This window comes from Silvimonas iriomotensis, from assembly GCF_014645535.1.
GTDB classification, from domain to species: domain Bacteria; phylum Pseudomonadota; class Gammaproteobacteria; order Burkholderiales; family Chitinibacteraceae; genus Silvimonas; species Silvimonas iriomotensis.
The window spans coordinates 237,767-262,632 of record NZ_BMLX01000002.1; the positions used below are offsets into that span (position 1 = coordinate 237,767).

23 protein-coding genes and 3 tRNA genes are annotated in these 24,866 nt (G+C 60.1%); 17 read left to right on the forward strand and 9 right to left on the reverse strand.

The annotated features are described in order from the left end of the window. Positions 1–13 precede the first annotated feature (13 nt). Positions 14–3,139 (reverse strand): ribonuclease R, encoded by a 3,126-nt coding sequence (rnr, locus tag IEX57_RS07580; protein WP_188703682.1) that lies wholly within the window; start codon positions 3,137–3,139, stop codon positions 14–16. 65 nt (positions 3,140–3,204) lie between these two features. Between rnr and IEX57_RS07585 the strand changes: the two genes are divergently transcribed. From IEX57_RS07585 to IEX57_RS07610, 6 genes are all read left to right on the forward strand, one after another. Beyond that, positions 3,205–3,291: transfer RNA gene (locus IEX57_RS07585), tRNA-Leu, on the forward strand. 196 nt (positions 3,292–3,487) lie between these two features. Continuing rightward, positions 3,488–4,369: an SGNH/GDSL hydrolase family protein gene (locus IEX57_RS07590; protein WP_188703683.1), complete on the forward strand. Its 882-nt coding sequence runs from the start codon at positions 3,488–3,490 to the stop codon at positions 4,367–4,369. 129 nt (positions 4,370–4,498) lie between these two features. Continuing rightward, positions 4,499–4,585, forward strand: a tRNA-Leu gene (locus tag IEX57_RS07595). A 74-nt stretch (positions 4,586–4,659) separates the two neighbouring features. Then, a tRNA-Leu gene (locus IEX57_RS07600) sits at positions 4,660–4,746 on the forward strand. Positions 4,747–5,003: 257 nt separating this feature from the next. Next, complete coding sequence (locus IEX57_RS07605) at positions 5,004–5,258, forward strand: GlsB/YeaQ/YmgE family stress response membrane protein (protein WP_188703684.1); 255 nt, start codon at positions 5,004–5,006, stop codon at positions 5,256–5,258. A gap of 189 nt (positions 5,259–5,447) precedes the next feature. Then, positions 5,448–5,699 carry a GlsB/YeaQ/YmgE family stress response membrane protein gene (locus IEX57_RS07610; protein ID WP_188703685.1) on the forward strand — a complete coding sequence of 84 codons (252 nt, stop codon included), beginning with the start codon at positions 5,448–5,450 and terminating at the stop codon, positions 5,697–5,699. 64 nt (positions 5,700–5,763) lie between these two features. On the opposite strand, the gene IEX57_RS21340 is transcribed toward IEX57_RS07610, so the two are convergent. The 4 genes from IEX57_RS21340 to IEX57_RS07630 all read right to left on the reverse strand — a co-directional run bounded on the left by IEX57_RS21340 (position 5,764) and on the right by IEX57_RS07630 (position 10,630). Further along, positions 5,764–7,149 carry a polysaccharide lyase gene (locus IEX57_RS21340; protein ID WP_308433858.1) on the reverse strand — a complete coding sequence of 462 codons (1,386 nt, stop codon included), beginning with the start codon at positions 7,147–7,149 and terminating at the stop codon, positions 5,764–5,766. Positions 7,150–7,332: 183 nt separating this feature from the next. Continuing rightward, positions 7,333–9,153 (reverse strand): translational GTPase TypA, encoded by a 1,821-nt coding sequence (typA, locus tag IEX57_RS07620; protein ID WP_188703686.1) that lies wholly within the window; start codon positions 9,151–9,153, stop codon positions 7,333–7,335. Positions 9,154–9,377: 224 nt separating this feature from the next. Further along, positions 9,378–10,013, reverse strand: coding sequence for a CoA pyrophosphatase (locus tag IEX57_RS07625; protein ID WP_188703687.1), 636 nt, complete (start codon positions 10,011–10,013; stop codon positions 9,378–9,380). After that, positions 10,010–10,630 (reverse strand): trimeric intracellular cation channel family protein, encoded by a 621-nt coding sequence (locus IEX57_RS07630; RefSeq protein WP_188703688.1) that lies wholly within the window; start codon positions 10,628–10,630, stop codon positions 10,010–10,012. The genes IEX57_RS07625 and IEX57_RS07630 overlap by 4 nt, the downstream gene beginning before the upstream one ends. Positions 10,631–10,841: 211 nt before the next feature. Between IEX57_RS07630 and IEX57_RS07635 the strand changes: the two genes are divergently transcribed. Both IEX57_RS07635 and metG read left to right on the forward strand, forming a co-directional pair. Beyond that, positions 10,842–11,963, forward strand: a complete 1,122-nt coding sequence (locus tag IEX57_RS07635; RefSeq protein ID WP_188703689.1) for an acyltransferase family protein — start codon at positions 10,842–10,844, stop codon at positions 11,961–11,963. A gap of 90 nt (positions 11,964–12,053) precedes the next feature. Next, positions 12,054–14,108, forward strand: a complete 2,055-nt coding sequence (metG, locus tag IEX57_RS07640; RefSeq protein WP_188703690.1) for a methionine--tRNA ligase — start codon at positions 12,054–12,056, stop codon at positions 14,106–14,108. A 60-nt stretch (positions 14,109–14,168) separates the two neighbouring features. On the opposite strand, the gene IEX57_RS07645 is transcribed toward metG, so the two are convergent. Both IEX57_RS07645 and IEX57_RS07650 read right to left on the reverse strand, forming a co-directional pair. Then, the gene (locus IEX57_RS07645) at positions 14,169–14,810 is read right to left on the reverse strand and encodes a DUF3592 domain-containing protein (protein ID WP_188703691.1); all 642 of its coding nucleotides are present in this window, start codon (positions 14,808–14,810) and stop codon (positions 14,169–14,171) included. Positions 14,811–15,516: 706 nt separating this feature from the next. Next, positions 15,517–16,422 carry a LysR family transcriptional regulator ArgP gene (locus IEX57_RS07650; RefSeq protein WP_188703692.1) on the reverse strand — a complete coding sequence of 302 codons (906 nt, stop codon included), beginning with the start codon at positions 16,420–16,422 and terminating at the stop codon, positions 15,517–15,519. Positions 16,423–16,546: 124 nt separating this feature from the next. Between IEX57_RS07650 and IEX57_RS07655 the strand changes: the two genes are divergently transcribed. Both IEX57_RS07655 and IEX57_RS07660 read left to right on the forward strand, forming a co-directional pair. Further along, entirely contained in the window at positions 16,547–17,152 is a 606-nt protein-coding gene (locus IEX57_RS07655) for a LysE/ArgO family amino acid transporter (RefSeq protein ID WP_188703693.1), read from the forward strand. 77 nt (positions 17,153–17,229) lie between these two features. Then, positions 17,230–18,246, forward strand: coding sequence for an LLM class flavin-dependent oxidoreductase (locus IEX57_RS07660; protein WP_188703694.1), 1,017 nt, complete (start codon positions 17,230–17,232; stop codon positions 18,244–18,246). 60 nt (positions 18,247–18,306) lie between these two features. On the opposite strand, the gene IEX57_RS07665 is transcribed toward IEX57_RS07660, so the two are convergent. Next, complete coding sequence (locus tag IEX57_RS07665) at positions 18,307–18,888, reverse strand: TMEM175 family protein (RefSeq protein WP_188703695.1); 582 nt, start codon at positions 18,886–18,888, stop codon at positions 18,307–18,309. A gap of 153 nt (positions 18,889–19,041) precedes the next feature. On the opposite strand from IEX57_RS07665, the gene gorA reads away from it, so the two are divergent. Next, entirely contained in the window at positions 19,042–20,394 is a 1,353-nt protein-coding gene (gorA, locus tag IEX57_RS07670; protein ID WP_188703696.1) for a glutathione-disulfide reductase, read from the forward strand. Positions 20,395–20,448: 54 nt separating this feature from the next. On the opposite strand, the gene ahr is transcribed toward gorA, so the two are convergent. After that, complete coding sequence (gene ahr / locus IEX57_RS07675; protein ID WP_188703697.1) at positions 20,449–21,465, reverse strand: NADPH-dependent aldehyde reductase Ahr; 1,017 nt, start codon at positions 21,463–21,465, stop codon at positions 20,449–20,451. A 212-nt stretch (positions 21,466–21,677) separates the two neighbouring features. Between ahr and IEX57_RS07680 the strand changes: the two genes are divergently transcribed. The 6 genes from IEX57_RS07680 (at position 21,678) to IEX57_RS07705 (ending at position 24,866) form a co-directional block, all read left to right on the forward strand. Then, the gene (locus tag IEX57_RS07680; RefSeq protein ID WP_188703698.1) at positions 21,678–22,175 is read left to right on the forward strand and encodes a PTS sugar transporter subunit IIA; all 498 of its coding nucleotides are present in this window, start codon (positions 21,678–21,680) and stop codon (positions 22,173–22,175) included. Further along, positions 22,172–22,384, forward strand: a complete 213-nt coding sequence (locus IEX57_RS07685; protein ID WP_188703699.1) for a hypothetical protein — start codon at positions 22,172–22,174, stop codon at positions 22,382–22,384. The genes IEX57_RS07680 and IEX57_RS07685 overlap by 4 nt, the downstream gene beginning before the upstream one ends. Positions 22,385–22,731: 347 nt before the next feature. Then, the gene (locus IEX57_RS07690; RefSeq protein WP_188703700.1) at positions 22,732–23,202 is read left to right on the forward strand and encodes a type IV pilin protein; all 471 of its coding nucleotides are present in this window, start codon (positions 22,732–22,734) and stop codon (positions 23,200–23,202) included. Between the two features lie 5 nt (positions 23,203–23,207). Beyond that, entirely contained in the window at positions 23,208–23,720 is a 513-nt protein-coding gene (locus IEX57_RS07695) for a pilus assembly FimT family protein (RefSeq protein WP_188703701.1), read from the forward strand. Next, positions 23,701–24,123 carry a PulJ/GspJ family protein gene (locus IEX57_RS07700; protein ID WP_188703702.1) on the forward strand — a complete coding sequence of 141 codons (423 nt, stop codon included), beginning with the start codon at positions 23,701–23,703 and terminating at the stop codon, positions 24,121–24,123. Before IEX57_RS07695 ends, IEX57_RS07700 begins: the two co-directional genes overlap by 20 nt. Next, the gene (locus tag IEX57_RS07705; RefSeq protein WP_188703703.1) at positions 24,120–24,866 is read left to right on the forward strand and encodes a PilW family protein; all 747 of its coding nucleotides are present in this window, start codon (positions 24,120–24,122) and stop codon (positions 24,864–24,866) included. The genes IEX57_RS07700 and IEX57_RS07705 overlap by 4 nt, the downstream gene beginning before the upstream one ends.

Below are 24,866 nucleotides of genomic sequence, written 5' to 3' on the forward strand. Positions count from 1 at the left end.
TCACGTGACCCGATCAGCCTTGTTGGTCCGGCTTTTTACGACGGCTGCGCGCCGCCGGTTTGCTTGCCGGAGCAGCCGCAGGTGCCGGTGCAGCGGGCTTGGGTTGCAACAACGCTGCCGTTTGCGCCGGTTTACGCCGTGATGCCGGCTTGGGCGCGACCGCTGCCGGCGCTGGTGTTGCCGTGGCAACAGGCGTGCCCGTCAGCGCTGAGGGCGCGGGGCCACCGCGCTTGCGTGCCGCAGGCTTGGGCGTTGCCGTTTGCGGTGCCGCCGGTTTGGCCTGTCCGGGCTGAGCGGCGGCCGGTCTGGTTGCTGCGGCCTTCGGCACGGCAGGACTGGCCGCGGCCGGTGTCCCGGCTTTGGCAGCGGCCGGTGTCGGCGCTACTGGCTTGGCCTTGGCGGGCTTGGCCGCCGGCTGAGCAGCTGCCGTGGCTTGCACGGCGGGCGCCGGTGTTGCTTTGGGTGCAGCCGGCTTGCGCGCCTTGCTGGCTGGCGTTGCCGCTGCAGCAGGTGTGGGCGTCGGCGCAACCGGTTTTGCGGCAGCGGGCTTGACCGGCTTCTTGCTTGCCGGTTTGCTGCTTGTGGCCGGAGCGGGCGCTGGTGCCGCTGCTGGCGCAGCCTGCGCTGCCCCTGGCATCGGGGGCGGCGTGGCGGCCTTGCCTCTGGCCGGGCGTTTGCCGCGCGATGCTTTTCTGGCTTGCGCGGCTGCCGCGGCGGCCAGTTGCGTACTGCCTGCGGCGGCAGCGGCTGGTGTGTTTGCGGCAGGTGCCGGTGCACCACCACGGGCCTTGCGCGCAACGGCCTTGGCCCGACGGCGCTGGCTACGTGTTCTGGGTGCGCCGCGCTCGGCATCCGTAGCCGGTGCGGCCGGTTGGGCCGCTGCAGCCGCTGCCACTTGTTCTGCTACCCTGGCTTTTTCTTCTGGCACCAGCACAAAGTCGATCTTGCTGGTATCCAGATCAACGCGCGCCACCTTCACTTTCAGGCGATCAGTCAGCTTGTAGATCTTGCCGCTGCGTTCGCCCTTGAGTTCATGGCGGCGGTCATCGTAGTGGAAGTAATCGTTGCCCAGTTCGGACACATGCACGAGGCCTTCGACATACAAATCATCAAGCAGCACAAACATGCCAAAGCCCGTGACGGCAGAGATACTGCCTTCGAACACCTCGCCCACTTTGTCTTGCATGAAGTAGCACTTGAGGAAGTTCATGACGTCGCGGCTGGCTTCATCGGCACGGCGTTCAGTCATGGAGCACTGGATACCCAGCGCCTCCCATTTTTGCGCCGGTTTGTATTTCTTGCCGGCCAGCACGGCCTTGATAGAGCGATGCACCAGCAAATCCGGATAGCGGCGGATCGGGGAGGTAAAGTGGGTATACGCCTCGTAACCCAGGCCAAAGTGGCCCTTGTTGTCCGGGCTGTAAACGGCCTGCTGCAGGCTGCGCAGCAACATGGTTTGCAACAGCGGCGCGTCCGGACGGGTTTTGATCTGCTCCAGCAGCGTGGCGTAATCGCCCGCCTTGGGTTCCTCGCCGCCACCCAGCGACAAACCGCAAGAGCGCAGGTATTCGCGCAGCTTTTCCAGTTTTTCCGGATTCGGGCCTTCGTGCACCCGGTAAAGGCAGGTCTGCTTGTTGGTGAGCAAAAAGTCTGCCGCGCAGACGTTGGCCGCCAGCATGCATTCTTCAATCAGCTTGTGTGCCGGGTTGCGTACCACCGGCACGATCTGGCTGATCTTGCCCTTGTCATCAAAACGCACTTCGGTTTCGGTGGTTTCAAAGTCAATGGCACCGCGCACTACGCGCGCCGAGGCAAAGGCCTGGTAGAGCGCGTACAGATCCTGGATATGCGGCAGGACTTTTTTGTATTCCCTGGCGGTCTTGCTCTTGGGGTCTTCCAGCATGTCCCACACCTTGGTGTAGGTCAGGCGCGCCTTGGAGTGCATCACCGCTGGGTAGAACTTGTATTTCTTGATGCTGCCACTGGCGCTGACCTGCATGTCACACACCATGCACAGGCGGTCTACCTCCGGGTTGAGCGAACACAGCCCGTTGGAGAGTTCTTCCGGCAGCATGGGGATGACGCGCCGCGGGAAATACACCGAATTGCCGCGCTCGATCGACGTCACATCCAGCGCATCGCCCGGCTGCACGTAATGGCTGACATCGGCGATGGCCACCACAAGGCGCCAGCCTTTGCCTTTTTTCTCGGCGTACACGGCATCGTCAAAGTCGCGCGCGGTTTCACCGTCGATGGTCACCAGTGGCAGATCACGCAGATCAACACGCTTGACGCCCATAACCGGCTTGAGGTCTTTCTTGCCCACGGTTTTGGGCACGGCTTCAGCCTGGGCCCGCGCTTCGGCAGAGAATTCGTAAGGCAGGTTGTGCTTGCGCAGGGCGATCTCGATTTCCATGCCCGGGTCGTCATAATTACCCAGGATTTCCACCACGCGGCCCAGCGGCTGCACATTGCGGTCTGGCTGCTGGGTGATATCCACCATCACCACCTGGCCGGGCCTGGCTTTGCCCTTCTCTTTGGGCGGAATGAAAATATCCTTGGCGACGCGCTTGTCTTCCGGCGTCACGCGGTACACGCCGTGTTCAGCCACAAAACGGCCGACAAGGCGGGTGGTCAGGCGCTCAAGCACCTCGACAATCCGGCCTTCGCGACGGCCCCGGCGGTCAAAGCCGGCCTGGCGCACCAGCACGCGGTCGCCATGCATGACCTTGTCCAGCTCACGCGATGACAGATAAAGATCGTCAGAGCCATCATCCGGCACCAGAAAACCAAAGCCTTCCGGATGCCCCTGGACGCGGCCCGGGACCAGATCAATTTTCTCCGCGATACACAGCGCACCCTTGCGGTTGACCATCAACTGACCGTCACGCGCCATGGCGCCAAGGCGGCGCTCAAAGAAACTGCGTTCTTCTTCAGTAATGGATAACAACCGTGCCAGGTCTTCGGCATACAGCGGGGCGCCGGCTTCTTCCAGCACTTGCAATACGTATTCGCGGGAGGGTAACGGGTTCTCGTAACGCTCGCGTTCGCGTTCGAGGTGAGGATCTTGCAGACGTAGCGAGGTAACCTTGGCAGCCTTCGCAGATTTTGTTGGGGTAGCACTCTTTTTTGTTGACATTGTTTTATTGTTTCCTGATAATCGCGCTTCTTCGTGATCTGCGCATTCTAACAGCGTAGCACAAGGCCCAGGTGGCGGAATTGGTAGACGCACTAGGTTCAGGTCCTAGCGCTCGCAAGGGCGTGGAAGTTCGAGTCTTCTCCTGGGCACCAAACACTTGAAAACCCGATCAGCAATGATCGGGTTTTTCTTTTGGTACTCCCCGCATCACATCGGCCCGCGATTGACAATCCGCAGCGGCCAACCACAGTAAATCCAGTTACCACACTCCCAGCGTAACCTGGCAACGCCGGTCATGTTTGATATTGACTGCACGTTGCATCCTGCATTTCCTGCCGGAGGACCGTCATGTTTAACCAGGCTCAAGCATGTCTTTGTCGTCTACTCCTTGCCAGTCTTGCTGCGTTTTTATTTTCTGCCGGTGCCCGCGCAGATAACAACACCATCGTCTACGCCGCATTGGGTGACTCGATTGCAGCGGGCGTCGGGGCCAATACTACACAAGCCTACGACCTGAGCAGTTGCGGCCGCATGCAGGGTGCTTATCCGGTGCTGTGGGCGCAGGCGCACCAGATTCCGGCCAGCCAGTTCAGCTTTGTTGCCTGCGGTGGCGCCAAAACCACGGATGTCATCAACAGCCAGTTGAGCGCGCTGAGCGCCGCCACGACGCTGGTCACGGTCTCTGCCGGCGGCAATGACGCCAATGGCATCCAGACCATCATTGATTGTTCTCCACCCAACCTGCCCTACCCCATAGACGGTTTGAATCAGCTATTGCCCTGCGCGCAATCGATCGCCACCTTCACCAGCTTTGTGCAAAACAACCTGCCCGCCCTGCTGGACACCATGTACAAGCAGATCAAGGCCGCCGCACCCAACGCGGTCATCATCGCCAACGGCTTGCATGGCTCGTTTGAATTGCCACCCAATGACGGGGCCTGCAACCTGGTCACCACATTGCTGGCTGTGGTACCGGATCAGCAAAACCGCCAGGCACTCAGCACCGCCGGCCAATTGCTGAACAACACCATCCAGACTGTCGCGGCGGCCAATGGCGTGATCTATGCCGACCCGTATCCTTTCTTTAACGGGCACCGCATTTGTTCATACAACCCCTGGATCAACACCGTAGTACCGGGGCTGATCACCGCCTACCACCCAACTGCGGATGGCTACAGTCTGGGCTATTTACCCGCCATCAATGCGGCCGCCGCCTCTGCCGGCTTTTGATTCTGGTTAAAAGTGCCAAACAAGTCCTTTGGATTCAAATTGCTATGAAGTTTTCATGGCAATGTTGTTGACACAGACTGGCAAACCCAACATAATCGCTCTCCTTCGCTGCTGCAACACAGCAACGAAGCCCAGGTGGCGGAATTGGTAGACGCACTAGGTTCAGGTCCTAGCGCTCGCAAGGGCGTGGAAGTTCGAGTCTTCTCCTGGGCACCAAAATTCATCAAAGAACCCGATCGACTGGTCGGGTTTTTTGTTTAAGCAGCACCCGTAATACACATGTAGTTCGTGCCCAGGTGGCGGAATTGGTAGACGCACCAGGTTCAGGTCCTGGCGCTCGCAAGGGCGTGGAAGTTCGAGTCTTCTCCTGGGCACCAGAATTCATCAAAGAACCCGATCAGCAATGGTCGGGTTTTTTGTTTTGGCGGCGGCAAGTAGTTCGTACCCAGGCAACAGGTTTTGCACACCAGCCCTGCCGCTCCCGCCCTGACCTGCTATCTTCAATAGCACCGGACCACACCACCCCGCCAGACTGCGATTCGCTCCCGCAGCAAAAACCAGTACCGGACTGATTCAAGTTACGTCGCTTTTTCCTTTGCTGTTTTCATGTCGCCTCTTTTCAGGGAGTACGCACATGTTTCATCTGATCTGGATGTTCATCGTCGGTATTGTGGTTGGCCTGATTGCCCGCTGGATCATGCCCGGCGCGCAAGGCATGGGTCTGTTCATGACCGGCATTCTGGGTATTGTGGGTTCATTTGTCGGCGGCTTTATTGCCCGCCTGTTCAGCAAACCACCTGAAGGTTCGCCGGTACACCCGGTCGGCATCATCATGTCGGTGATTGGTGCAATTGTGGTGCTTTGGGTGGTGCAGATGCTGCAGCACTGAAAAGAGAACCCGCTTCATGCCAGCGACGCCCGCAGCCGCGGGCGTTGTTGTTGCTGGCGGTCAAACGTACCGTAAAAAGCCACGCCGCCGCCTCCACCTGTCCTTTTGCAGACATATCCGATACCCGATCACCGCGCGATCTGGTCTCCTGTGCTCCCTTTTGACTTTTCGTACAGGAAACCCGAGATCATGCTTAATCTGATCTGGACATTCATCGTCGGTATCATTATCGGTCTCGTCGCCCGCTGGATCATGCCTGGCGCACAGGGCATGGGCTGGATCATGACCGGCGTACTGGGCATTGTGGGCTCGTTTGTGGGCGGCTTTATCGCCAACCTGTTCAGCGGCTCGCGCGATAACCCGTTTCACCCGGCCGGCATTCTGATGTCGATCGTTGGCGCGGTGATTGTCTTGTGGGTAGCCCAGTTGCTGATGCACTGAGCACACGCCACACCGCAATAAAAAACGCCCGCTATTGCGGGCGTTTTGGTCAGCACACTGCCGGTTACAAACTGCTGTTTTCCACCCAGTGTTGCCCGTTATCCAGCCGTACCGGCGAATACACGCCGACGTAGAGATCCAGCAGGCTATCGGTCAGCGGATTGTCGTTGGCCTGCGCGTAATTGCGCGCCGAGTAATAGTGATACACGCCGTTTGCATCGACCGCATACACCGTACTGCCACTGGCATAGGCTTTTCCGGTCACCCACTGGCTGTAACCGGCCACCGGATCGGTGTGCGGCGGCAGCGGCTTTTGCGTGGTCACCAAGGACAGCGGTGATTGCGTACCGACAATAAAGTCATCGAAATACGCATACTGGTCCGTCGCTGGCGCCCAGTCCGTGGTAGAGCCACCAAAGAAGGTATCCATCTTGATGGCACTGATCGACACCGCCGCACCTTGCCGCCACGTCCAGTTATCCAGTTCCAGCACTTTCACGCCGTCTACGTACTGCACCAGCGTGCCATTGGCCCGCCCCGGCGTATTGAGCGTGACATGCTGCGTGACGGTGTACCAGACGCCGGCCTGGAATTTTGTGGCCAGACCCCAGTAGTCGCCGCATTCATTCTGTTTGCCCGGGTAATACAGATAGCTGAACGCCAGGCCGTTTTCCCGCCACATCAACCGTGTCGTGAAGCCGTCAAACGTGCCGTTCTGGATGCAGCCGGTGGGCGTATCGCCCCCACCCAGCCCCGGCAGCTTGCCGCCTTTGACCCAGGTAAAGGTCGAGTCGAACATCACCTTGTATTGCAGCCAGACATCGCTATTGCTACCCGACACCGGCGCATCGAACGTCATGGCGGAATCCCCGCCGATCTGCCCGGCCAGATACGTCACGCGCAGCACCTTGTTGGTCGGCGCCATGGGGTCTGGCACGATATTGAGGCGCCCTGCTGCCACCCCGGCCGATGATTGGGGTGCGACACCCCAATCTTGCTGGAAAGCGGCAGCGGTGTAGACACCGGTCGCGTCATTTTCAAAGGTATTTTGAATCAGCCAACCCGAGGGCGACGGCGCGGGAGTTGGTGTTGGTGTTGGTGTTGGCGTCGGCGTCGGCGTTGGTGTCGGTGTCGGTGTCGGTGTCGGTGTTGGCGTCGGTGTTGGCGTCGGTGTTGGCGTCGATGTTGGCGTCGATGTTGGCGTGCCGCCACTACCACTCGTATCCACACCCAGATCCTTCCACAAACTCGGCGTGGCCGCCGGGTTCCAGCCCGCGCCGGCGTAGTCGGTCTGGTTCACAAGGGCCTGATAGTCGTGGCCGTTGTAATAAACGATGGTGCCGGCGGTGTAAGTGCCGCCATCTTGCCAGGCGGGGTATGCAGCCAGCGCAGATACGGCGGCCAGCACAAAAGGCGCGGCCAGCCGCACGCGCCAGGGGTGTAATGCCATGGTGTGTCTCCATCCGGTGATTGATTGTGTCGTTTCGCTCTGTGGCAAAACTGCCTTCACGCTAGCGAGCAAGACTGCGTTCAACAAGCAGGGCAGATCAAAGGCGGCAGATGACACCCAGGCGGCGGGCAAGAAAAAAGGCGACCGAAGTCGCCTTTTTCATGCAGATGCCAGATGGCCCGCTTAGTTGTTGCCGTCAGCCTTGTAGGCGCGGCGACGTTCGTGCTCTTGCAGGAAACGCTTGCGGATACGGATCGAGACCGGGGTGATTTCCACCAGTTCGTCGTCATCGATGAACTCAACTGCAGATTCCAGCGACAACTTGATCGGGGTGGTCAAGCGCACGGCTTCGTCAGTACCGGAGGCGCGCACGTTGGTCAGCTGCTTGCCCTTGATCGGGTTCACAACCAGATCGTTGTCACGGCTGTGAATGCCGATGATCATGCCTTCGTACAGCTTGTCGCCCGGGGACACAAACATGCGGCCGCGATCTTCCAGCTTCCACAGCGCGTAGGCCACGGCTTCGCCTTGATCTTGCGAGATCAGCACGCCGTTGTGACGACCCGGCAGATCGGCTTTCACCGGTGCGTAGTCATCAAACACGTGGCTCATCAGGCCCGTACCACGGGTCATGGTCATGAAGTCAGACTGGAAGCCGATCAGGCCACGTGCCGGAATATGGTATTCCAGACGGGTACGACCGCGACCATCAGATTCCATGTTGGTCAGTTCGCCACGGCGACGACCGATTTCTTCCATGATGCCGCCCTGGTGTTCGTCTTCCAGGTCGATGGTCAGGTTTTCGTACGGCTCACACTTCTGGCCGTCCACGTCCTTGTACACCACGCGCGGCTTGGCGACGGCCATTTCAAAGCCTTCGCGACGCATCGTTTCCAGCAAGATGGTCAGGTGCAATTCACCACGGCCCGATACGCGGAAAATATCGGCATCAGCCGTATCTTCAACGCGCAGCGCGACGTTGGTCAGCAGTTCTTTGGTCAGACGGTCACGGATCTGGCGGCTGGTCACGAACTTGCCTTCAGTACCTGCCAGCGGCGAGGTATTGACCATGAAGTCCATGGTCAGGGTCGGTTCGTCCACGCCCAGGACCGGCAGGCCCATCGGTGCGTCTTTGTCACAAATCGTGACGCCGATACCGATTTCGTCCAGACCGGAGATCACGATGATGTCGCCGGCTTCAGCGCCTTCAACCGCAACGCGTTCCAGACCCTGGAAACCCAGCACCTGGTTGATACGGCCAGAGGCGGTTTGTTCTTCGTGGTTCATCACCACCACTTGCTGGCCCGGCTTGATACGGCCGTTCAGCACGCGACCCACGCCCAGGCGGCCGGTGTAGGTGGAGTAATCCAGCGCAGCGATTTGCAGTTGCAGCGGTGCATCCGGGTTGCCCGGCGGGGTCGGCACGTGCTTGAGCACGGTGTCGAACAGCGGACGCATATTGTCAGACTCTTCAGCCAGTTCCAGCTTGGCAAAGCCGTTCAGGCCCGATGCATAGATGATCGGGAAGTCGAGCTGCTCGTCAGTGGCGCCCAGCTTGTCAAACAGGTCAAACGTCTGATCCACAACCCAGTCAGGACGCGCACCCGGACGGTCAACCTTGTTGATCACAACGATAGGACGCAGGCCCAGTGCCAGTGCTTTCTTGGTCACAAAACGCGTTTGCGGCATCGGGCCTTCAACGGCGTCGACCAGCAGCAATACGCCGTCAACCATGCCCAGCACGCGTTCCACTTCACCGCCGAAGTCCGCGTGTCCCGGGGTGTCGACGATGTTGATGTGGGTGCCTTCGTATTCGATGGCCGTGTTCTTGGCCAGAATGGTAATGCCGCGCTCTTTTTCAAGATCGTTGCTGTCCATCACCCGCTCGTCCACCTGCTGGTTTTCGCGGAATGTGCCGGACTGGCGCAGGAGTTGATCGACCAGCGTGGTTTTGCCGTGGTCGACGTGAGCGATAATGGCGATGTTACGGATAGCGCGCGTCATGTGAGGAAGCTAACAGTTTGAAAAGCCGAGGATTGTAGCACGAACCTGTGACAGTTCGCTGCTCTGCAAGATACGCGGATCGGGAAATTGGCTGCTGGTTTGCAACCGATTGTATTGATTGGGCTTGTCGGCGGTGATCGGCATGCTGCAATACAGTGTGCTGGCAGCAGCGCGCGCGGTTTATTGTCAGCCTTTGGCGCAAGTGACGTGACGTCACATCCTGATCAGCCCAGCGTCCCGCCCCGCGGTTGCCCCGGCATGCCCAGCGCCCGCGCCAGCATCAGCAGCATGCCGGCGGTCGCGCCCCAGACCCTCACGGTGTCGCACTCGACAAACAGGCTTTTGCCGCGCAAACCACGGCGCTCTACCCAGCGCCATTCATAGCGGGCCGGATCAAGCAGCGTGCTCCAGGGCAGTTCCAGAATGGTGGCCACTTCGCCGGGTTCCGGCTTGAGGGTCATGCCCGGTTGCACCAGCCCGACCACGGGCGTGACATTGAAACCGGTGATGGTGTGATAGTGGCCCAGCTCGCCCACCACGGTGACATGCTCGGGCAGCAGGCCAATTTCTTCGCGGGCTTCCCGCAGGGCGGTGGCGGCCGGGTTCAGGTCATGCGGGTCTGTCCGCCCGCCCGGAAAACTGATCTGCCCGGCGTGGTTGCGCAGGTGGGCTGCGCGCTCGGTCAGGATGATGCGCGTGCCTTCGCGATAGGGCACCACCGGCACCAGCACGGCTGCCGCGCGGCCGGCGTTTTGCTGGCTCAGATCGCCCAAGGTCTGGCGCTCTGCACTGGCCAGGTGCTGATGCAGCCACTGGCCCCAGCCAGACAGATCACCTGCGGGCGGTTGCTGCGGGTTCATCCTTCCACCCTGGGCAGCCTGAAATCACGTTTGTGCGCCACCAGACGCAGCGCCAGCCCAAGGCCAAACAGCAACCATTCGGCCGCCGGGCCTTCCAGGCCGTACTGGTGGCAGACGTACAAGGCCACCGACAGCAAAATGGCGACGGTGCCGTAAAAGTCTTCACGCAGGATAAAAGGCACGTCGTTCACCATGACGTCTCGCACCAGGCCACCGCCCACGGCGGTGACAAACCCCAGAAAACACACACCGAACAAGTTCAGTCCGCTATCCATACCCACGTGCGCGCCGGCAAGGCTGAAAGCCACCAGCCCGATCGAGTCGGCCACGATGAACAGCTTGCGCAGCATGCCGGTGTGGCGCTGATGCAGCTTGATCAGCCAGGACGCCGCCAGCGTGACAAAAATGGTGTACAGCGGCAGCGCATCTACAAATACCCGCGGCGTCCGGTTCACCAACACATCACGCATGATGCCGCCGCCAATACCGGTCAGCAGCGCCACGATCACCACGCCCAGCAAGTCCAGCCGTTTGCGCGCGCCGACCAGATACCCGGCCACGGCAAAGGCCGCAGTGCCGATCTGGTTGATGACTTCGAAATAAAGCGGAAAAACCATGCGTGCGCCCGAAAAAACCAATCTGTCATGTTACCGCGCCTCTTTGTCCGGCGTCGCTGTTCATTGCTGTTTTGTACCACCTGCAAGCACTTTCCAAGGCTTAAGAAATAAACATATTAACAATTACTTAAATATTTCTTTTGTTGTAATTATCTGAAATATCGCCCTAGAATCACCCTCAAAACCAATCGCACATATCAAGAGGTGATCCATGAAACCACGCATCCAGCATCTGGATGTCGCCCGCGGCATGGGTATTTCACTGGTGGTACTGGGCCATAACCTGATCTTTCGGCACATCGACCCGATGGCGCATCAGGTGCTGCACTCCATCAACATGCCCATGTTCTTTCTGATGTCCGGCGTGTTTTTCAATGACACGCTGTCGCTGGGCAAGCTCACGCTGGCCAAGCTTGATGGCGTACTCAAACCGTTCTTCGTCACGCTGATTGTGGTGGCGCCGTTACAACCGTTCTTGTCCAGAGACCCGTTTTTGCAATACGTGGCCGGATCGCTTTATGGCACTGGCGGCACGCTGCGCTGGACGCCCTTGTGGTTTCTGCCGCATTTGTTCCTGGTGTTCATCACGGCGCGGGTTTATCTGAATATTGCCGAACGGCTGCGTATCCCGCAGTGGCTGTCCTTACTGATCGGGATCACCAGCGTGACGCTGGCGTGGGAGATGTTCCAGCAACTGCAAGAGATGCCCATTCCGTTATCCCACGTGGCGTACTCGGCCACACCTGCCATTTATAGCGAGCTGGGCTTTCCGTTCAGTGCCGATCTCTTGCTGATCACCGTCCCGATCTTCCTCGTGGGCCACGCCCTGCGCCAGCGCCTGCGCACCTTTGAACCGCACCCGCTGGTGGCGTTGTTGGGCCTGGGCCTCTTTGTGCTGCTGCATTACTGGTCTGCGGGCGAGATGAACCTCAACGACCGGGTGTTTGACGACTATCTATGCAATATCGGGCAAGCGGTCTGCGGTGTGTACCTGGTGTTGTGCCTTGCGGTCTGGATTCCCCGCCATCTGCCCAGGCTCACCTGGCTGTTGACCCAGGCGGCGGCAGCCAGCCTGTTTATCTTGCTGTTCCATGATTACCTGCAGCGCCGGGTCTTTCGCCTGTTCATGGAGCATGGCCATATCTTGCTGCTGGCGTCCCTCGCCTCCTGGCTGGCGGCAATGATCCTGCCGGCGCTGGCTTACCGCTTTGTCTCCCGCGTGCCGTGGCTGGCGGTCTTGTGGTTGCCGCTCAAACGGGTACGTCGCCAGCGTGAAGAAAGTGGCGCGGTGCCGGGCCGATCTCTGGGCGACACCGTGACCTCTTCTTCATGAAGGTAAAACAGGGCTGAGCGCTTTTCAGATCAGGCTGTCTCTTGCGGTATAATCGCCAATTCGATTGTTCAACACGGACAGCCTGATCCCATGACGCGCAAGATACTGATTACCTCCGCCCTCCCTTATGCCAACGGTCCGCTGCACCTTGGGCATATGCTGGAACATATCCAGACCGACACCTGGGCGCGTTTTCAGAAGATGCGCGGGCACGAGTGCTACGCCGTCTGTGCCGATGACACCCACGGCACGCCGATCATGCTGCGGGCGCAGAACCTGGGCATCACGCCAGAGCAACTGATTGCCGACGCCAAACAGGCGCATGAGCAAGACTTTGCCGGCTTCCTGGTGAACTACGACAACTACGGCAGCACGCACTCGGAAGAAAACCGCCAGTACTCCTACCGCATTTACAACGCGCTCAAAGCCAACGGCAAGATCGCCAGCCGCACGATCAGCCAGTTGTACGATCCGCAGAAAAACATGTTCCTGCCGGACCGCTTTGTGAAGGGCGAATGCCCCAAGTGCCATGCCAAGGATCAATACGGCGACAACTGTGAAGTCTGTGGCACCACCTACGCCCCGACCGACCTGATCAACCCGTACTCCGCCATTTCCGGTGCCACGCCAGAACTGCGTGACTCTGAACACTACTTCTTCAAGCTGGGCGATTGCGAAGCGTTCCTGCGCGGCTGGACATCTGGCCGCGTCAATGTGAACGGCAACGAGCGCCCGCGTTTGCAGGAAGGCGCAGCCAACAAGCTGCAAGAATGGTTTGATGCCGGCCTGAACGACTGGGACATCAGCCGCGATGCGCCCTACTTCGGCTTTGAGATTCCGGATGCGCCGGGCAAGTATTTCTACGTGTGGCTGGACGCCCCGGTCGGTTACATGGCCAGCTTCCAGCAACTGTGCGATCGCACCGGCATCAACTTTGATGATTTCTGGAACAAGGATTCCGGCGCCGAGCTGTATCACCACATCGGCAAGGACATTCTCTATTTCCACGCCCTGTTCTGGCCTGCCATGCTGGAATACGCCGGCTACCGCACCCCGACCGGCATCAACGCGCACGGCTTTTTGACGGTCGACGGCCAGAAGATGTCCAAGAGCCGCGGCACGTTTATCACCGCCGAGTCTTACCTGCGCCACCTGAACCCGGAATGGCTGCGCTACTACTTTGCCGCCAAGCTCAACGCCAATATCGAAGATATCGACCTGAACCTGGAAGACTTCGTCGCCCGCGTGAACAGCGATCTGATCGGCAAGTACATCAACATTGCCAGCCGCGCCGCCGGTTTCATCACCAAGCGTTTTGACGGCAAGCTGGCCGCCGATCTGGGCGACAGCGGCCCGCTGACCAGACTGCAAGCAGCGTCTGAACAGATTGCCGGCCTGTGGGAAAGCCGCGAATACAGCCGCGCTATCCGCGACATCATGGCGCTGACTGATGAAGTGAACCAGTGGGTAGACGCGCACAAGCCGTGGGAAATTGCCAAGCAAGAAGGCCAGGACGCCGAACTGCAACGCGTGTGCTCGGTGCTGATCAACGCCTTCCGCATCCTGACCGTCTACCTGAAACCGGTGCTGCCGAAACTGGCCACCGACGTGGAAAGCTTCCTCAACATTGCCCCGCTGACCTGGGCAGACGCCAGCACCCTGCTGACCGGCCACACCATCAACGTGTACCAGCACCTGATGCAGCGCGTAGACCCGAAGAACATTGAAGCCTTGATCGAAGAAAACAAACAAAGCCTGGCCCCGACCAGCAACGAACCCGCCGCGACCAAGCCGGATTACGAGATTCCGGAAATCGAACCCGTCATCAACATTGATGACTTCGGCAAGATTGACCTGCGTATCGCGAAAATTGTGAACGCCCAGCATGTGGAAGGCGCCGAAAAACTGCTGCAACTGACGCTGGACATTGGCGAAGAGCAAACCCGCAACGTCTTTGCCGGCATCAAGAGCGCCTACAAACCGGAAGACCTGATTGGCCGCCACACCGTGATGGTCGCCAACCTGGCCCCGCGCAAGATGAAGTTCGGCATGTCCGAAGGCATGGTGCTGGCTGCGGGTGGGGATGGTGGTCTGTATATCCTGACACCGGACCTGGGCGCCAAGCCGGGGATGCGGGTGAAGTGATTTGCCTGGTTTGATGGCTGAAATGAGAAACGCCGCTTTGATAGCGGCGTTTTTATTTGCTTATTCTGCCGGTGTTATCGCGCCAACAACCGTTCTGACAAGCCAGACAGCGAAGAAAGAGGCCACGGCAAGTAGAGTCCACGGACTATGATCCGGTCCTGCAGGACAAGCGTTAATCAGAACACTGTCATCCGTATGCCATGGATCAATCCAGGCATCGGCGGTCTGGCCGACGGGCAGGGCGCGCACAAGCGCCTGACCGTCGAAATCACGGCAGCCGGCATTGCCTGCCATGATTTGCTGGCTAGTAAAATTCTGGTCCTGATACGTGTACGCGTAGGAAACTGTCGCCTGGAAACAATGTGCCGTGGGCCTTCTGGGCGAGCCGGTTAGTACATCGCGCTCAGTCAAACTGGATGCCAAAACATGTGCGTCGACCTTGATCCGTCGATGCTGAATCCTGCTGCAGGTCTCATCGGTTTCAAGGCCCTTCACAGCAATTGTGGCAATCAGTAACAACATGCCCCCGAATACAACAATACCGGCGAAGGCAATCGGCAAAGAAACCGCACGTTGAGGCTTGGGTCGACTCACTGGCGGCATGCTGACGTTTTCATCAGCACTGATTTTCATTCGCCAATCAGAATCAGCATCCGTGATTGAGTAGTGAGTTTCTTTTAACTCCGGCTTTTCAACAAACACTTTGAACTCTGATCCTGGGATCATTTGGGCCCTGCGTGGTGACAAAAATACCTGGATTGAATGCGGCTCATTGTGCGCTTGCAGCAAAGGCCCACCCAAAACATCAGGATTTGCTGTTGCTTTCGTCCAACTTTCCAGGCTTATGAATCTGGTGGCATGTCGGGTTGGGTTAGCTGTTGAAGTGGCTGTTGCTGTTGACGTGCCTCCCCTTCGGCAGCGCCGAGCATCGCAGCAAGGCGCGGGGTTTCGGCGAAGAGGTAGGCCGAAGGCCGAGCACTCGAGCCAGCCGCGCCTTGCGAGAAGCGCAGGGAACCCCGAAGGGGCGCTGTCGCAGGGGTCGCCTTTCTTTGGTTACTTTCTTTGGCGAAGCAAAGAAAGTGACGTGGTCCGGGCACCCCCGGTGTGTAAACACCCGCACCGAAGGTGCTAACAAGCGGTTCAAGGTTTTAGGTCAGCGAAGGTGGATTGTCGCTGACGCTCCGAATCCACCCTACGAACCCCGGCATTCTTGCCAGCAAAGGCCACCTGCGGTGGCCGGACTGGATTCCTGCTTCCGCAGGAATGACGAGCCTGTGGACCGGGATCGACGCCCGCATCCTTGCGAATATTGCCGCTGGATTCCGGCCCAAGGGGGCCGCAGAGGACCGGAATGACGAGTCAGTGGTAAAGAACCAAGCCAGTGGCAACGGCCCGCAACCCGCAGTCATCAGCCCCCCTCACCCTCCCCACCCAAAACCTCCCGCGCTGCCGCCACAATCCGCTGCGTCAAAGACTCCAGCCGGGGCGATTGCACTTTCCACGCATGCCAGTACAAGGCCACATCCACCGGCTGATCCGGCGCGACGTCAATCAACTGCCCTGAAGACACCAGCGCCCCATACTGCTGCTCCGGAATCATCCCGTAGCCCAGGCCCAGTTTCACCGCCGCAAAATAAGAATCATGCGAGGGGATGTAATGGCTGGGATACGCGTCGCGGGTCAGCCCGAAACGCTGTTCCAGGAAATCGGCCTGCAGCGCGTCCTTGCGGTTGAACACCATCACTGGCGCATGACGGGCAGCCTCGCGGGTAAAGCCGTTGGCAAACCAGCGCTGGTAAAACGCCGGGGAAGCCAGCATGTGATAGCGCTGCACGCCCAGCGCATAAGACTGGCAGCCACGCATGGGTTCGGCTTCGCTGGTCACGCAGCCGGTGGCTTCGCCGGATTCAAGCCAGGCAAACGTGTGGTCCTGGTCGTCCAGCATGACTTCCAGCAATACGTTTTCCTTGAGCAGTAACGGCGTGACCGCGGGCATGAACCAGGTGCCCAGGGTATCGGCGTTGATCGCCAGCCGCACCACCAGCGGGGCGCGGGCGGTGTCGGCCAGTTCGGCGGCCAGTTCCTGATCAAGCATGGCGGTGCGGCGCAGGTATTGCAGCAGGCGCTGACCGTGCAAGGTGGGGCGCGCGGGGCGACTGCGGATAATCAGCGGCTGGCCCAGCGCGGTTTCCAGCGCGCGTATCCGTTGCGATACGGCGGACTGCGTCACGTGCAGCCGCGCGGCGGCGGCGTCGAAACTGCCGGTTTCGATCACGGCAAGCAACGCGTCGGTCTGGCGGTGATCCAGGTTCATTGCGCCCTCCTTTTATTAGTCATTTTTATCCATTCTGAAAGATATTAATAACTCTTCTATACCGGCGGCAAGGCGTTCACAATCCGGCCAGATTCAAGAACAAAGGCAACAAGGGGTAACGGCGATGATGTTCTCGGCATGGCTTAAAGGGTTGGGTCTGGGCGGCGGCCTGATCATGGCCATCGGTGCGCAGAACGCGCACGTGTTGCGCATGGGCCTGTCGCGCCAGCACCTGGGGGTGACGGTGCTGGTCTGCATCATTGGCGACGTTTTACTGATCGGTGCAGGCGTTGCCGGTATGGGCGCGCTGATTGAACAGAGCCCCGCGCTGATGACGGTAGCCCGCTGGGCCGGCGCGGCTTTCCTCATCTGGTACGGTTTGCGGGCATGGCGCGCGGCGTTTGCGCCCGGGGCCTTGCATGCCACCGCCGGCGTACCGGTGCTGACCTGGCAGCAAGCGGTGCTCACCATCCTGGCGCTGACCTGGCTTAATCCGCATGTGTATCTGGATACCGTGGTGCTGCTGGGGTCGATTGCCAGCCAGCAAGCGCCAATCGCCCAGCCCTGGTTTGCGGTGGGCGCCATGACGGCGTCGACGCTGTGGTTTCTGGGCCTGGGTTATGGTGCGCGCTTGTTGTCGCCCGTGTTTGCCAACCCGCTGGCCTGGCGCGTGCTGGATGGTGTGATCGGGCTGATCATGCTGGGTCTGGCGGTATCGCTGCTGGTGTAAGCACGCATTAGACCGATCGTCTTGTAATTACCGGCAGCAACCCCATTTATGGGGTTCCCCTGCTTGCCGGAAAGACCATGACCACACGTTTCAAAATCCCGGTTTCGATTCTTGACCTCTCGCCCATCGTGGCGGGGTCCAACCCGGCCAGGGCACTGGCCAACACGCTTGATCTGGCCCAGCACGCAGACCGCTGGGGCTTTCATCGCTACTGGCTGGCCGAACACCACGGCATGCGTGGCATTGCCAGCGCCGCCACGGCGGTAGTGATTGGTCATGTGGCGGGTGGCACCCGCCGTATCCGGGTTGGCTCTGGCGGCATCATGCTGCCCAACCACGCGCCGCTGGTCATTGCAGAACAATTCGGCACGCTTGAATCGCTCTACCCTGGCCGGATCGACCTGGGACTTGGCCGCGCGCCGGGCACCGATCAGGCCACCATGCGCGCATTGCGGCGTGATTCCGGCGCGGATGGCGATCAGTTCCCGCAAATGCTGGATGAACTGCGCGCGTACTTCCGGCCCGATCTGCACGGCGGCACGCACGGGATTCATGCCGTGCCGGGCGAAGGCCTGGATGTGCCGATCTGGCTGCTGGGTTCGAGCGGTTTTTCGGCACAACTGGCCGGGTATCTGGGTTTGCCGTTTGCCTTTGCCGGGCAGTTTGCGCCGCGCAACATGAAGGCTGCGTTCGAACTCTATCGTCATACCTTCCGCCCGTCGCGCGTGCTGGAGCAACCGTATGCCATGGCCGGGATCAACGTGATTGCGGCCGATACCGACGAACACGCCGCCTTCCTGGCGACATCGGCCCAGCGCCGTTTCCTTGGCATGATCCGCGGCAACCCCGGCCCGCTGGAAGAACCGGTGACCAATATCGACGACTACTGGCAACCGCACGAGCGCGCGTCCGTCATGGCGCAACTGGGGGCCTCCATTGTCGGCAGCCCGGTCACCGTCAAATCAAAACTCAACGAGTTTGTTGAGGAATACGGCGTCAACGAGGTCATGCTCAATGCCGCGATCTTTGACCACGCCGAGCGCCTGCGCTCTTATGAGATCGTCTCTGAAGTCTGCGAACTGCCGCGCAGTTAAATGCGCGGGGCAACAAAAAGCCGGCAGCTTGCCGGCTTTTTGTTTTGCGGCGGGACCCGCTTATTCTTCTGCGGCATGCGCGGGTTCAAAGCGGCGATCGGGCACCAGCCACAACGCGGCCACGCCGGCATAAAAGGCGCAGGCCAATGCGCTGTGGATAAAGGCACTGCCCACACCTGCGGCATACAACACGATCGAAACGCGACCCTTGAAATCACGCCCCAGCGAGCGGGCCAGTTTTGACTGCTTGCCGTGGCGGGCAATCAGCGCGCAAGTCAGCAGGTAATAGGCAAATGCCGACCCCAGCAACACGATGCCATACAAAGCGGCCGGCCACGCCAGACTGGGGTGCTCGCCCAGCCAGGCGGTGGTGACCGGAATCAGCGACAACCAGAACAGCAAATGCAGATTGGCCCACAGCACGCCGCCGCTGACCGAGGTCGCGGCATGGAACAGGTTATGGTGGTTGTTCCAGTAAATGCCGACATAAATAAAGCTCAGGATGTACGCCACCAGCACGGGCCACATCTCCAGCAGGGCAGACAACTCGCCCCCGTGGGGCACCTTCAGTTCCAGCACCATGATGGTAATGATGATGGCCAGCACGCCATCGCTGAATGCTTCCAGTCTGTTCTTGCCCATCCGCGCCCCGTTCCTGCCTGATTCAAAACCCGCAGCGTAGAACACGGCGCCCTGAACTGGCAATCGGTCGGCAGGCCGGGTCAGGCTTGCGTTCCGCCTGCCTTTAAGTCAACACTCAAGACAGCGGCTGTTCTGGCAAACGGGAGGCAGTACATGCAACACCCTGATGTGGATCTGTTTGTAATTGGTGGGGGTTCCGGCGGTGTGCGTGCCGCACGGATTGCCGCCAGTCATGGCGCCAAAGTGGCGATCGCCGAAAGCGCCAACTTTGGCGGCACCTGCGTCAACCGGGGTTGCGTGCCCAAAAAGCTGATGGTGTGCGCCAGCCGGTTTCCGGATCAGTTCAAGGCCAGCCGGGGTTATGGCTGGTCGCCGGCGGAGTCCGTTTTCAGCTGGCATGATCTGATCACCCACAAAGACACCGAAATCAGCCGACTGGAGGGCATATACCGGACCAACCTGGAAAAATCCAGCGTTGCCATTCATGCCGATCACGCCGAGATCATCGACGCCCACACCATTGAACTGGGCCGCAGCGGCCAGCGCATGACCGCCGCCACCATCCTGATTGCCACTGGCGGCCACCCTACCCGGCCGGATTTTCCGGGCAATGAACTGGCGATCACCTCTGATGAAGCCTTCCACCTGCCAGAACTGCCCGAGCGCGTGCTGATTGTTGGCGGCGGCTATATCGCGGTGGAATTTGCCGGCATCTTTGCCGGACTGGGCAGCGAGGTCACGCAGGTGATCCGTGGCGATCATCTTTTGCGCGGGTTTGATGTGGAGGTTGCCGAATTGCTGGCCGAGCACCAGACCCGGCGCGGCATCAAGCTGGTCCGCGGGCAAAGCCTGCAGCGCGTGATGCAGATTGCCGACGGCCTGCGCGCCACCCTGAGCGACGGCCTGACGCTGGATGTCGACACCGTCATGCTGTGCACTGGTCGCGCGCCCAATACGCGTGGTTTGGGGCTGGCCAGTGTGGATGTCAAAACCAATGAACACGGCGCGATTCTGGTCGACCACCATGGCCGCACCAGCGTACCGTCCATTTATGCCATTGGCGACGTGACCGACCGGCTCAACCTCACCCCGGTGGCCATCCGCGAAGGCCAGGCCTTTGCCGACCGCCACTATGGCGGCCTGACCGTGCCGGATTTCGATTATGAAATGGTCCCGACCGCAGTGTTCTCCACGCCGGAGATCGGCACTGTGGGCCTGCCTGAACACATTGCCCGCCAGCGTTACCCGCAGCTGAAAGTGCTCAAGACCCGGTTCCGCGCGATGACGCAATTGTTTGGCGGCCTGGAAGACCAGGTGTTTGTCAAAGTGCTGATTGATGGCCCGACTGACAAAGTGGTGGGTTTGCACCTGCTGGGCGAGAACACCGCAGAAATGGCGCAACTGATTAGCGTGGCGCTGACGGCCAATGCCACCTGGGCCGACTTCAGGCATACCGTGGCGCTGCACCCGACAGTAGCTGAAGAAATTGTGACCTTGAAGGGCTGACGGCCAACTGCAGGGGGATGATCGCAACCTGCGCCATCCCCTGCGGCGTGACGTTTACATATCCAGCACCACCCGATACCGCGCCTTCCCGTCGCGCAGATGCTGCATGGCATCGTTGATTTTCGCCACCGGGTAATGCTCCACCATCGGCACGATGCCATGGCGGGCGCAGAACGCCAGCATGTCGGCAATCACGGCGGGGGAGCCGGTTGGCGAGCCTGAGACATCCATCTGTTTCAGCAACAGGGTAAACACCGTCAGCGGCACCGGCGCCGGCACCGCGCCGACAAAGTGCAAACGCCCTTGCGGCCCCAGCGTGCCGATAATGGCGTCCCAATCCAGATTGACATTGGCGGTCACCAGCAAGAAATCCAGCGAGCCAGCGGCGGCCTTGAGTTCTGCCGGATCAGTGCTGACCACCACCCGATGCGCGCCCAGCTGGCGGGCTTCGTCATGCTTGCGCGCCGACGAGGTAAACGCGGTCACCTCGCAGCCCCATGCGCTCATGAAGCGGATGGCCATGTGCCCCAGGCCGCCAATGCCGATCACGCCAACGCGGCTGGTCGGTTTGACGTTATGCAACACCAGCGGCGCAAACACGGTAATGCCACCGCAAAACAGCGGGCCGGCGGCGGCAGGATCAACGCCTTCCGGCAGTGCAATCGCCCAGGCCCAATGCGCGCGGATACGGTCGGCAAAGGCGCCATGACGGCCCACAATGGTGGGCTCGACGTCGTTACACAAATGCTGATTGCCGCCGATGCAAGAGTGGCAATGCATGCAGCTACCACGGTTCCAGCCCACGCCAACACGCTGGCCTGTCTGCAAGCCCTTGACCTGACTGCCCATACGGACAATGCGGCCCACCGCTTCATGGCCCGGCACAAACGGATAGGTGGTCATGCCCCAATCGTTATCGATCATCGACAGATCAGAGTGACAGATGCCGCAGTAGTCAACTTCGACCTCGACTTCTTCGTCGCCCAGCTCCCCGGCGTCAAAGTCCAGCGGTTGCAACGGTTGGCCTGCGGCCGGGGCGGCCCAGCCGTGAAATGTGTTGTCGCTTGCCATGAAAGTGTCTCCGGGGAAGAAGGTCATCCCGCACTTTAGGCAGAGGCCGGCCCTTTAGCCAGGCGTTTTACACAGCGCTCAGGCGCACTGTTTTTGCACTTTTTACGCGGTCATCCCCGTATTTTTACGCGGTGTTTATATGGCGTTTCATACAGTGGCATTGCCGCCGCAAGCACCCCGCGGCGGCATCCCGCATTACACAGGAAAACACCATGTCCTCACTGGCTGATCTGTGCCCGCCCTCCAGCATCTTGCTGGATGTTCCGGCCCGCACGGTAGACGATTTGTTTGAACACGCGGCCTGCTTTGCCGAACATCACTACGCCCTGCCGGCAGCCCTTGTACTGCACAAACTGCAAGACCGGGAGCGCCTTGGCAGCACGGCACTGGGCCGCGGCGTGGCCATTCCGCATGCCCGTATCGACGGGCTGGATCACCCGGTCATGATTTACCTGCGCCCCACCTTGCCGCTGGATGCCGACACCCCGGACGGCAAAGGGCTGAGCGAATTCCTGTTTTTGCTGATGCCGGCCAAAGCGTGCCAGCAACATCTGCAAGCGCTGGCCGATGTCGCCGCCGCCTTGCATCTGCGCGATTTTCGCCAGGCCCTGCGCGATGCGCGCTCTGCCACGGCGGTGCACCGGGTGCTGGCCACGGCGCCGGTTCATGTGTCCCTGCAGCGCCACGGTTTGCTGGAGAACGCATCATGAGCCGTCTGCGATACCCGGGCCAGTTTGCCCTGCCACAACAAGATCCGGCACCGCCGGAACAACTGGCGCAAGCCGCCAGCGGCGCCGAGTTCAACGAGCTGCCCGGCATGCGCCGCTGGCTGCGCTACACCACGGCGTATTTTGAAGATCGCGCGGTGATCTTCGGTAGCGATTTTCTGGTGCATCGCCAGCGCATTGTGCGTTTCTGATTTTTCTTTCTGATTTTTCTTCCTGATCTCCCGCCTGGATCGCCCTCTCACCAGTCCTGACGTGTGGGGGCGATCTTTTTTTGGGCCTACGCCTTCTCCAGGCTGACAGCATGATTTCATGGCGGGTTCAGGGCAGCGCTTTTTCCGGCATTTATCCACTTTTCATAAACGCGGCGCTGCTCGCTGTCAGATTCTGGCGGTATAGTCCCTGCTACACGTATTAAAAAAAACAGCTCGCCGGGTAGCGCGACAGACACATTTCTTGAACTGAACAGTTTGGGGAATTTGTGACGCGCCAGTCAGTCTGTACCCACACGAAGCCATATCAAACAGAGCCGAACGCCGCCATGATCACATCGCCCCGCACCGTATTTCGCCCCTTTACCCTTGCCGGCTTTACGCTGGTTGAGGTGATGGTGACGATCGCTATCGTCGCCATTCTGACCGCCGTGGCACTGCCAACGTATCGCAATTACATCGTCAAAAGCCACGTCAAAGGCGCGGGTGCCGATCTGGTGGCGCTGGCTCTCGTGATGGAAAACCAGCACCAACTGACACTGACTTACCCCACAGGCTCCAACCTCGGTACGAGTTCCAGTACCAACACCACCAACTTTACGGCGTTCGGCCCGGCTGAATCGGCCATGTTTGCGTATTCGGCCTCGGTCACAGCCGGTTCAACCACGGCGTATACGCTGACCGCCGCCGGCCGCAGCGGCCAGGTGGTGTCGGGCTGCACACTCACCCTGAACAACACCAACGCGCGGACGATTTCGGTTGCAGGCAGCCAGGCCTGCGGTGGCTTGTCCAGCTGGTAATGCCCATGTCGACGCGAGCATCGCGCGGGTTCACCATGGTCGAATTGCTGATCAGCCTTGTGGTGCTGACCATCCTGCTGTTCATGGGGGTGCCTTTGACCATGCAGTGGGTGCGCTCATCCAACCAGCAGGCCGGGCAGACGTTGTTTGTCAAAGGCATGGCCATGGCCAAGTCGCGCACGTTGCGCAATAGCGCCGGCGCGCAGCAGAACGAGCCCGCGGCCTTTCTGTTGTTGAGCGGCGGTAATGTCGTTTGCGTGCAGGAAGCCAGTTATTCAACGGCGGCCAGTGCCACTAATGTGCCGCGCACGCCAGGCAACAGTTTTAGCTGTAGCGGATCGGTGTGGACCGGCACTTTGCCGTCCGGCACCACCGGCCTGCTCAATAACGCGGCGACGCAGTGTGTCGCGCTCAACAACGCGGGTTTGCCGGTGAGCACCACGCTGGGTGGCACCAGTTGTGGCACCGCCGCCAGCTATCAGGTTTCGGGGATGTCCAGTGCGCTCACGCTCAATTGACCGGCCCTGGCGGCAACGCGGTGCCACGCTGTTTGAAGGGCTGATCGCCATGTTGCTGGTGGCCATTGTCGGCGTGGGGCTGACGTATATCCTGTCGCGCTCCGCCTTGAGCCAGACCACGCTGAACGTGCAGAACACGGTGATCAATCAGGTCAGAACCCAGCTGATGCAAAGCGGCGGCGGCATGCGCGGTCTGTGCGGCGTGACCAGCCCCACCCCCATTCCGGTCACGCTCAGTGCCTCTGCGGTGAGTGTCAGTACCAGTTTCAGTTGCAGCGTGATTCAAGGTTCGGTCACGGTCGGCAGCAGCACCCAGCCGGTCTTCATCCCCAGCCTGAATACCGCCACCACCGATAACGCCGGTTTGCTGGGTGGATCGCTGACGCTGGGGAATGGCTCATGAAAACGGGGCCCTATACCGCACAGCGTGGCTGGACCCTGACCAGTCTGATGGTGGGCATGGTGGTGTCGATGCTGGTGATCATCGCCATGCTGTCGCTGTACCGGATCGGGGCGCGCATGACGTTCGATCCGGTCAACGGTATGCAGCCGGTGGCCTCGCAAGACCGTCAGGCCACAACCGGTTTGCTGACTGCGCAAAACCAGCTACAAAGCGCCGGCTTTGGCATTAGCGGTGCCAGCAAGACCAGCGACTTTGTCATCGTCAACACGGCCAGCGGCGTCAGTTCTGCCCAGACCCTGCCCAGCAGTGGCGAGGTCTCTGGCACGGCGGTGTACTGGGACAGCAACACCACGCCAACCGGCACGGCGACCTGGGTTTGCCAGGGCCTGATCAGCCAGGCTTCATCCACGACGCCTGTGACCTGGAGCCTGTCATTGGTCCAGGCCAGTTCCAGTTGCAACCCGGTGGCCACCAAGTGGAACACCACCACCTGGAGCAGCACCACGGTGCTGGCCAGCGGCTTGCCGGCAGCTGTCACCTTTACCGCCAGTGCCAGCGCTGGCGCGTGCTGGCCGTTTGGCGCAGAGGTCAATACCGCCAGCATTCCGCTGGCTGCGGGCTCTGTGGTGTCGGCGCTGGCCAGTACCCAGTCTGCCAGTGCCGGTTTGTCCGTGCAGATGAAATGGTCTACCAGTACCGGCAACAACAACTGGTCCAGCTGTCTTTCCAATTTCACCCAATGA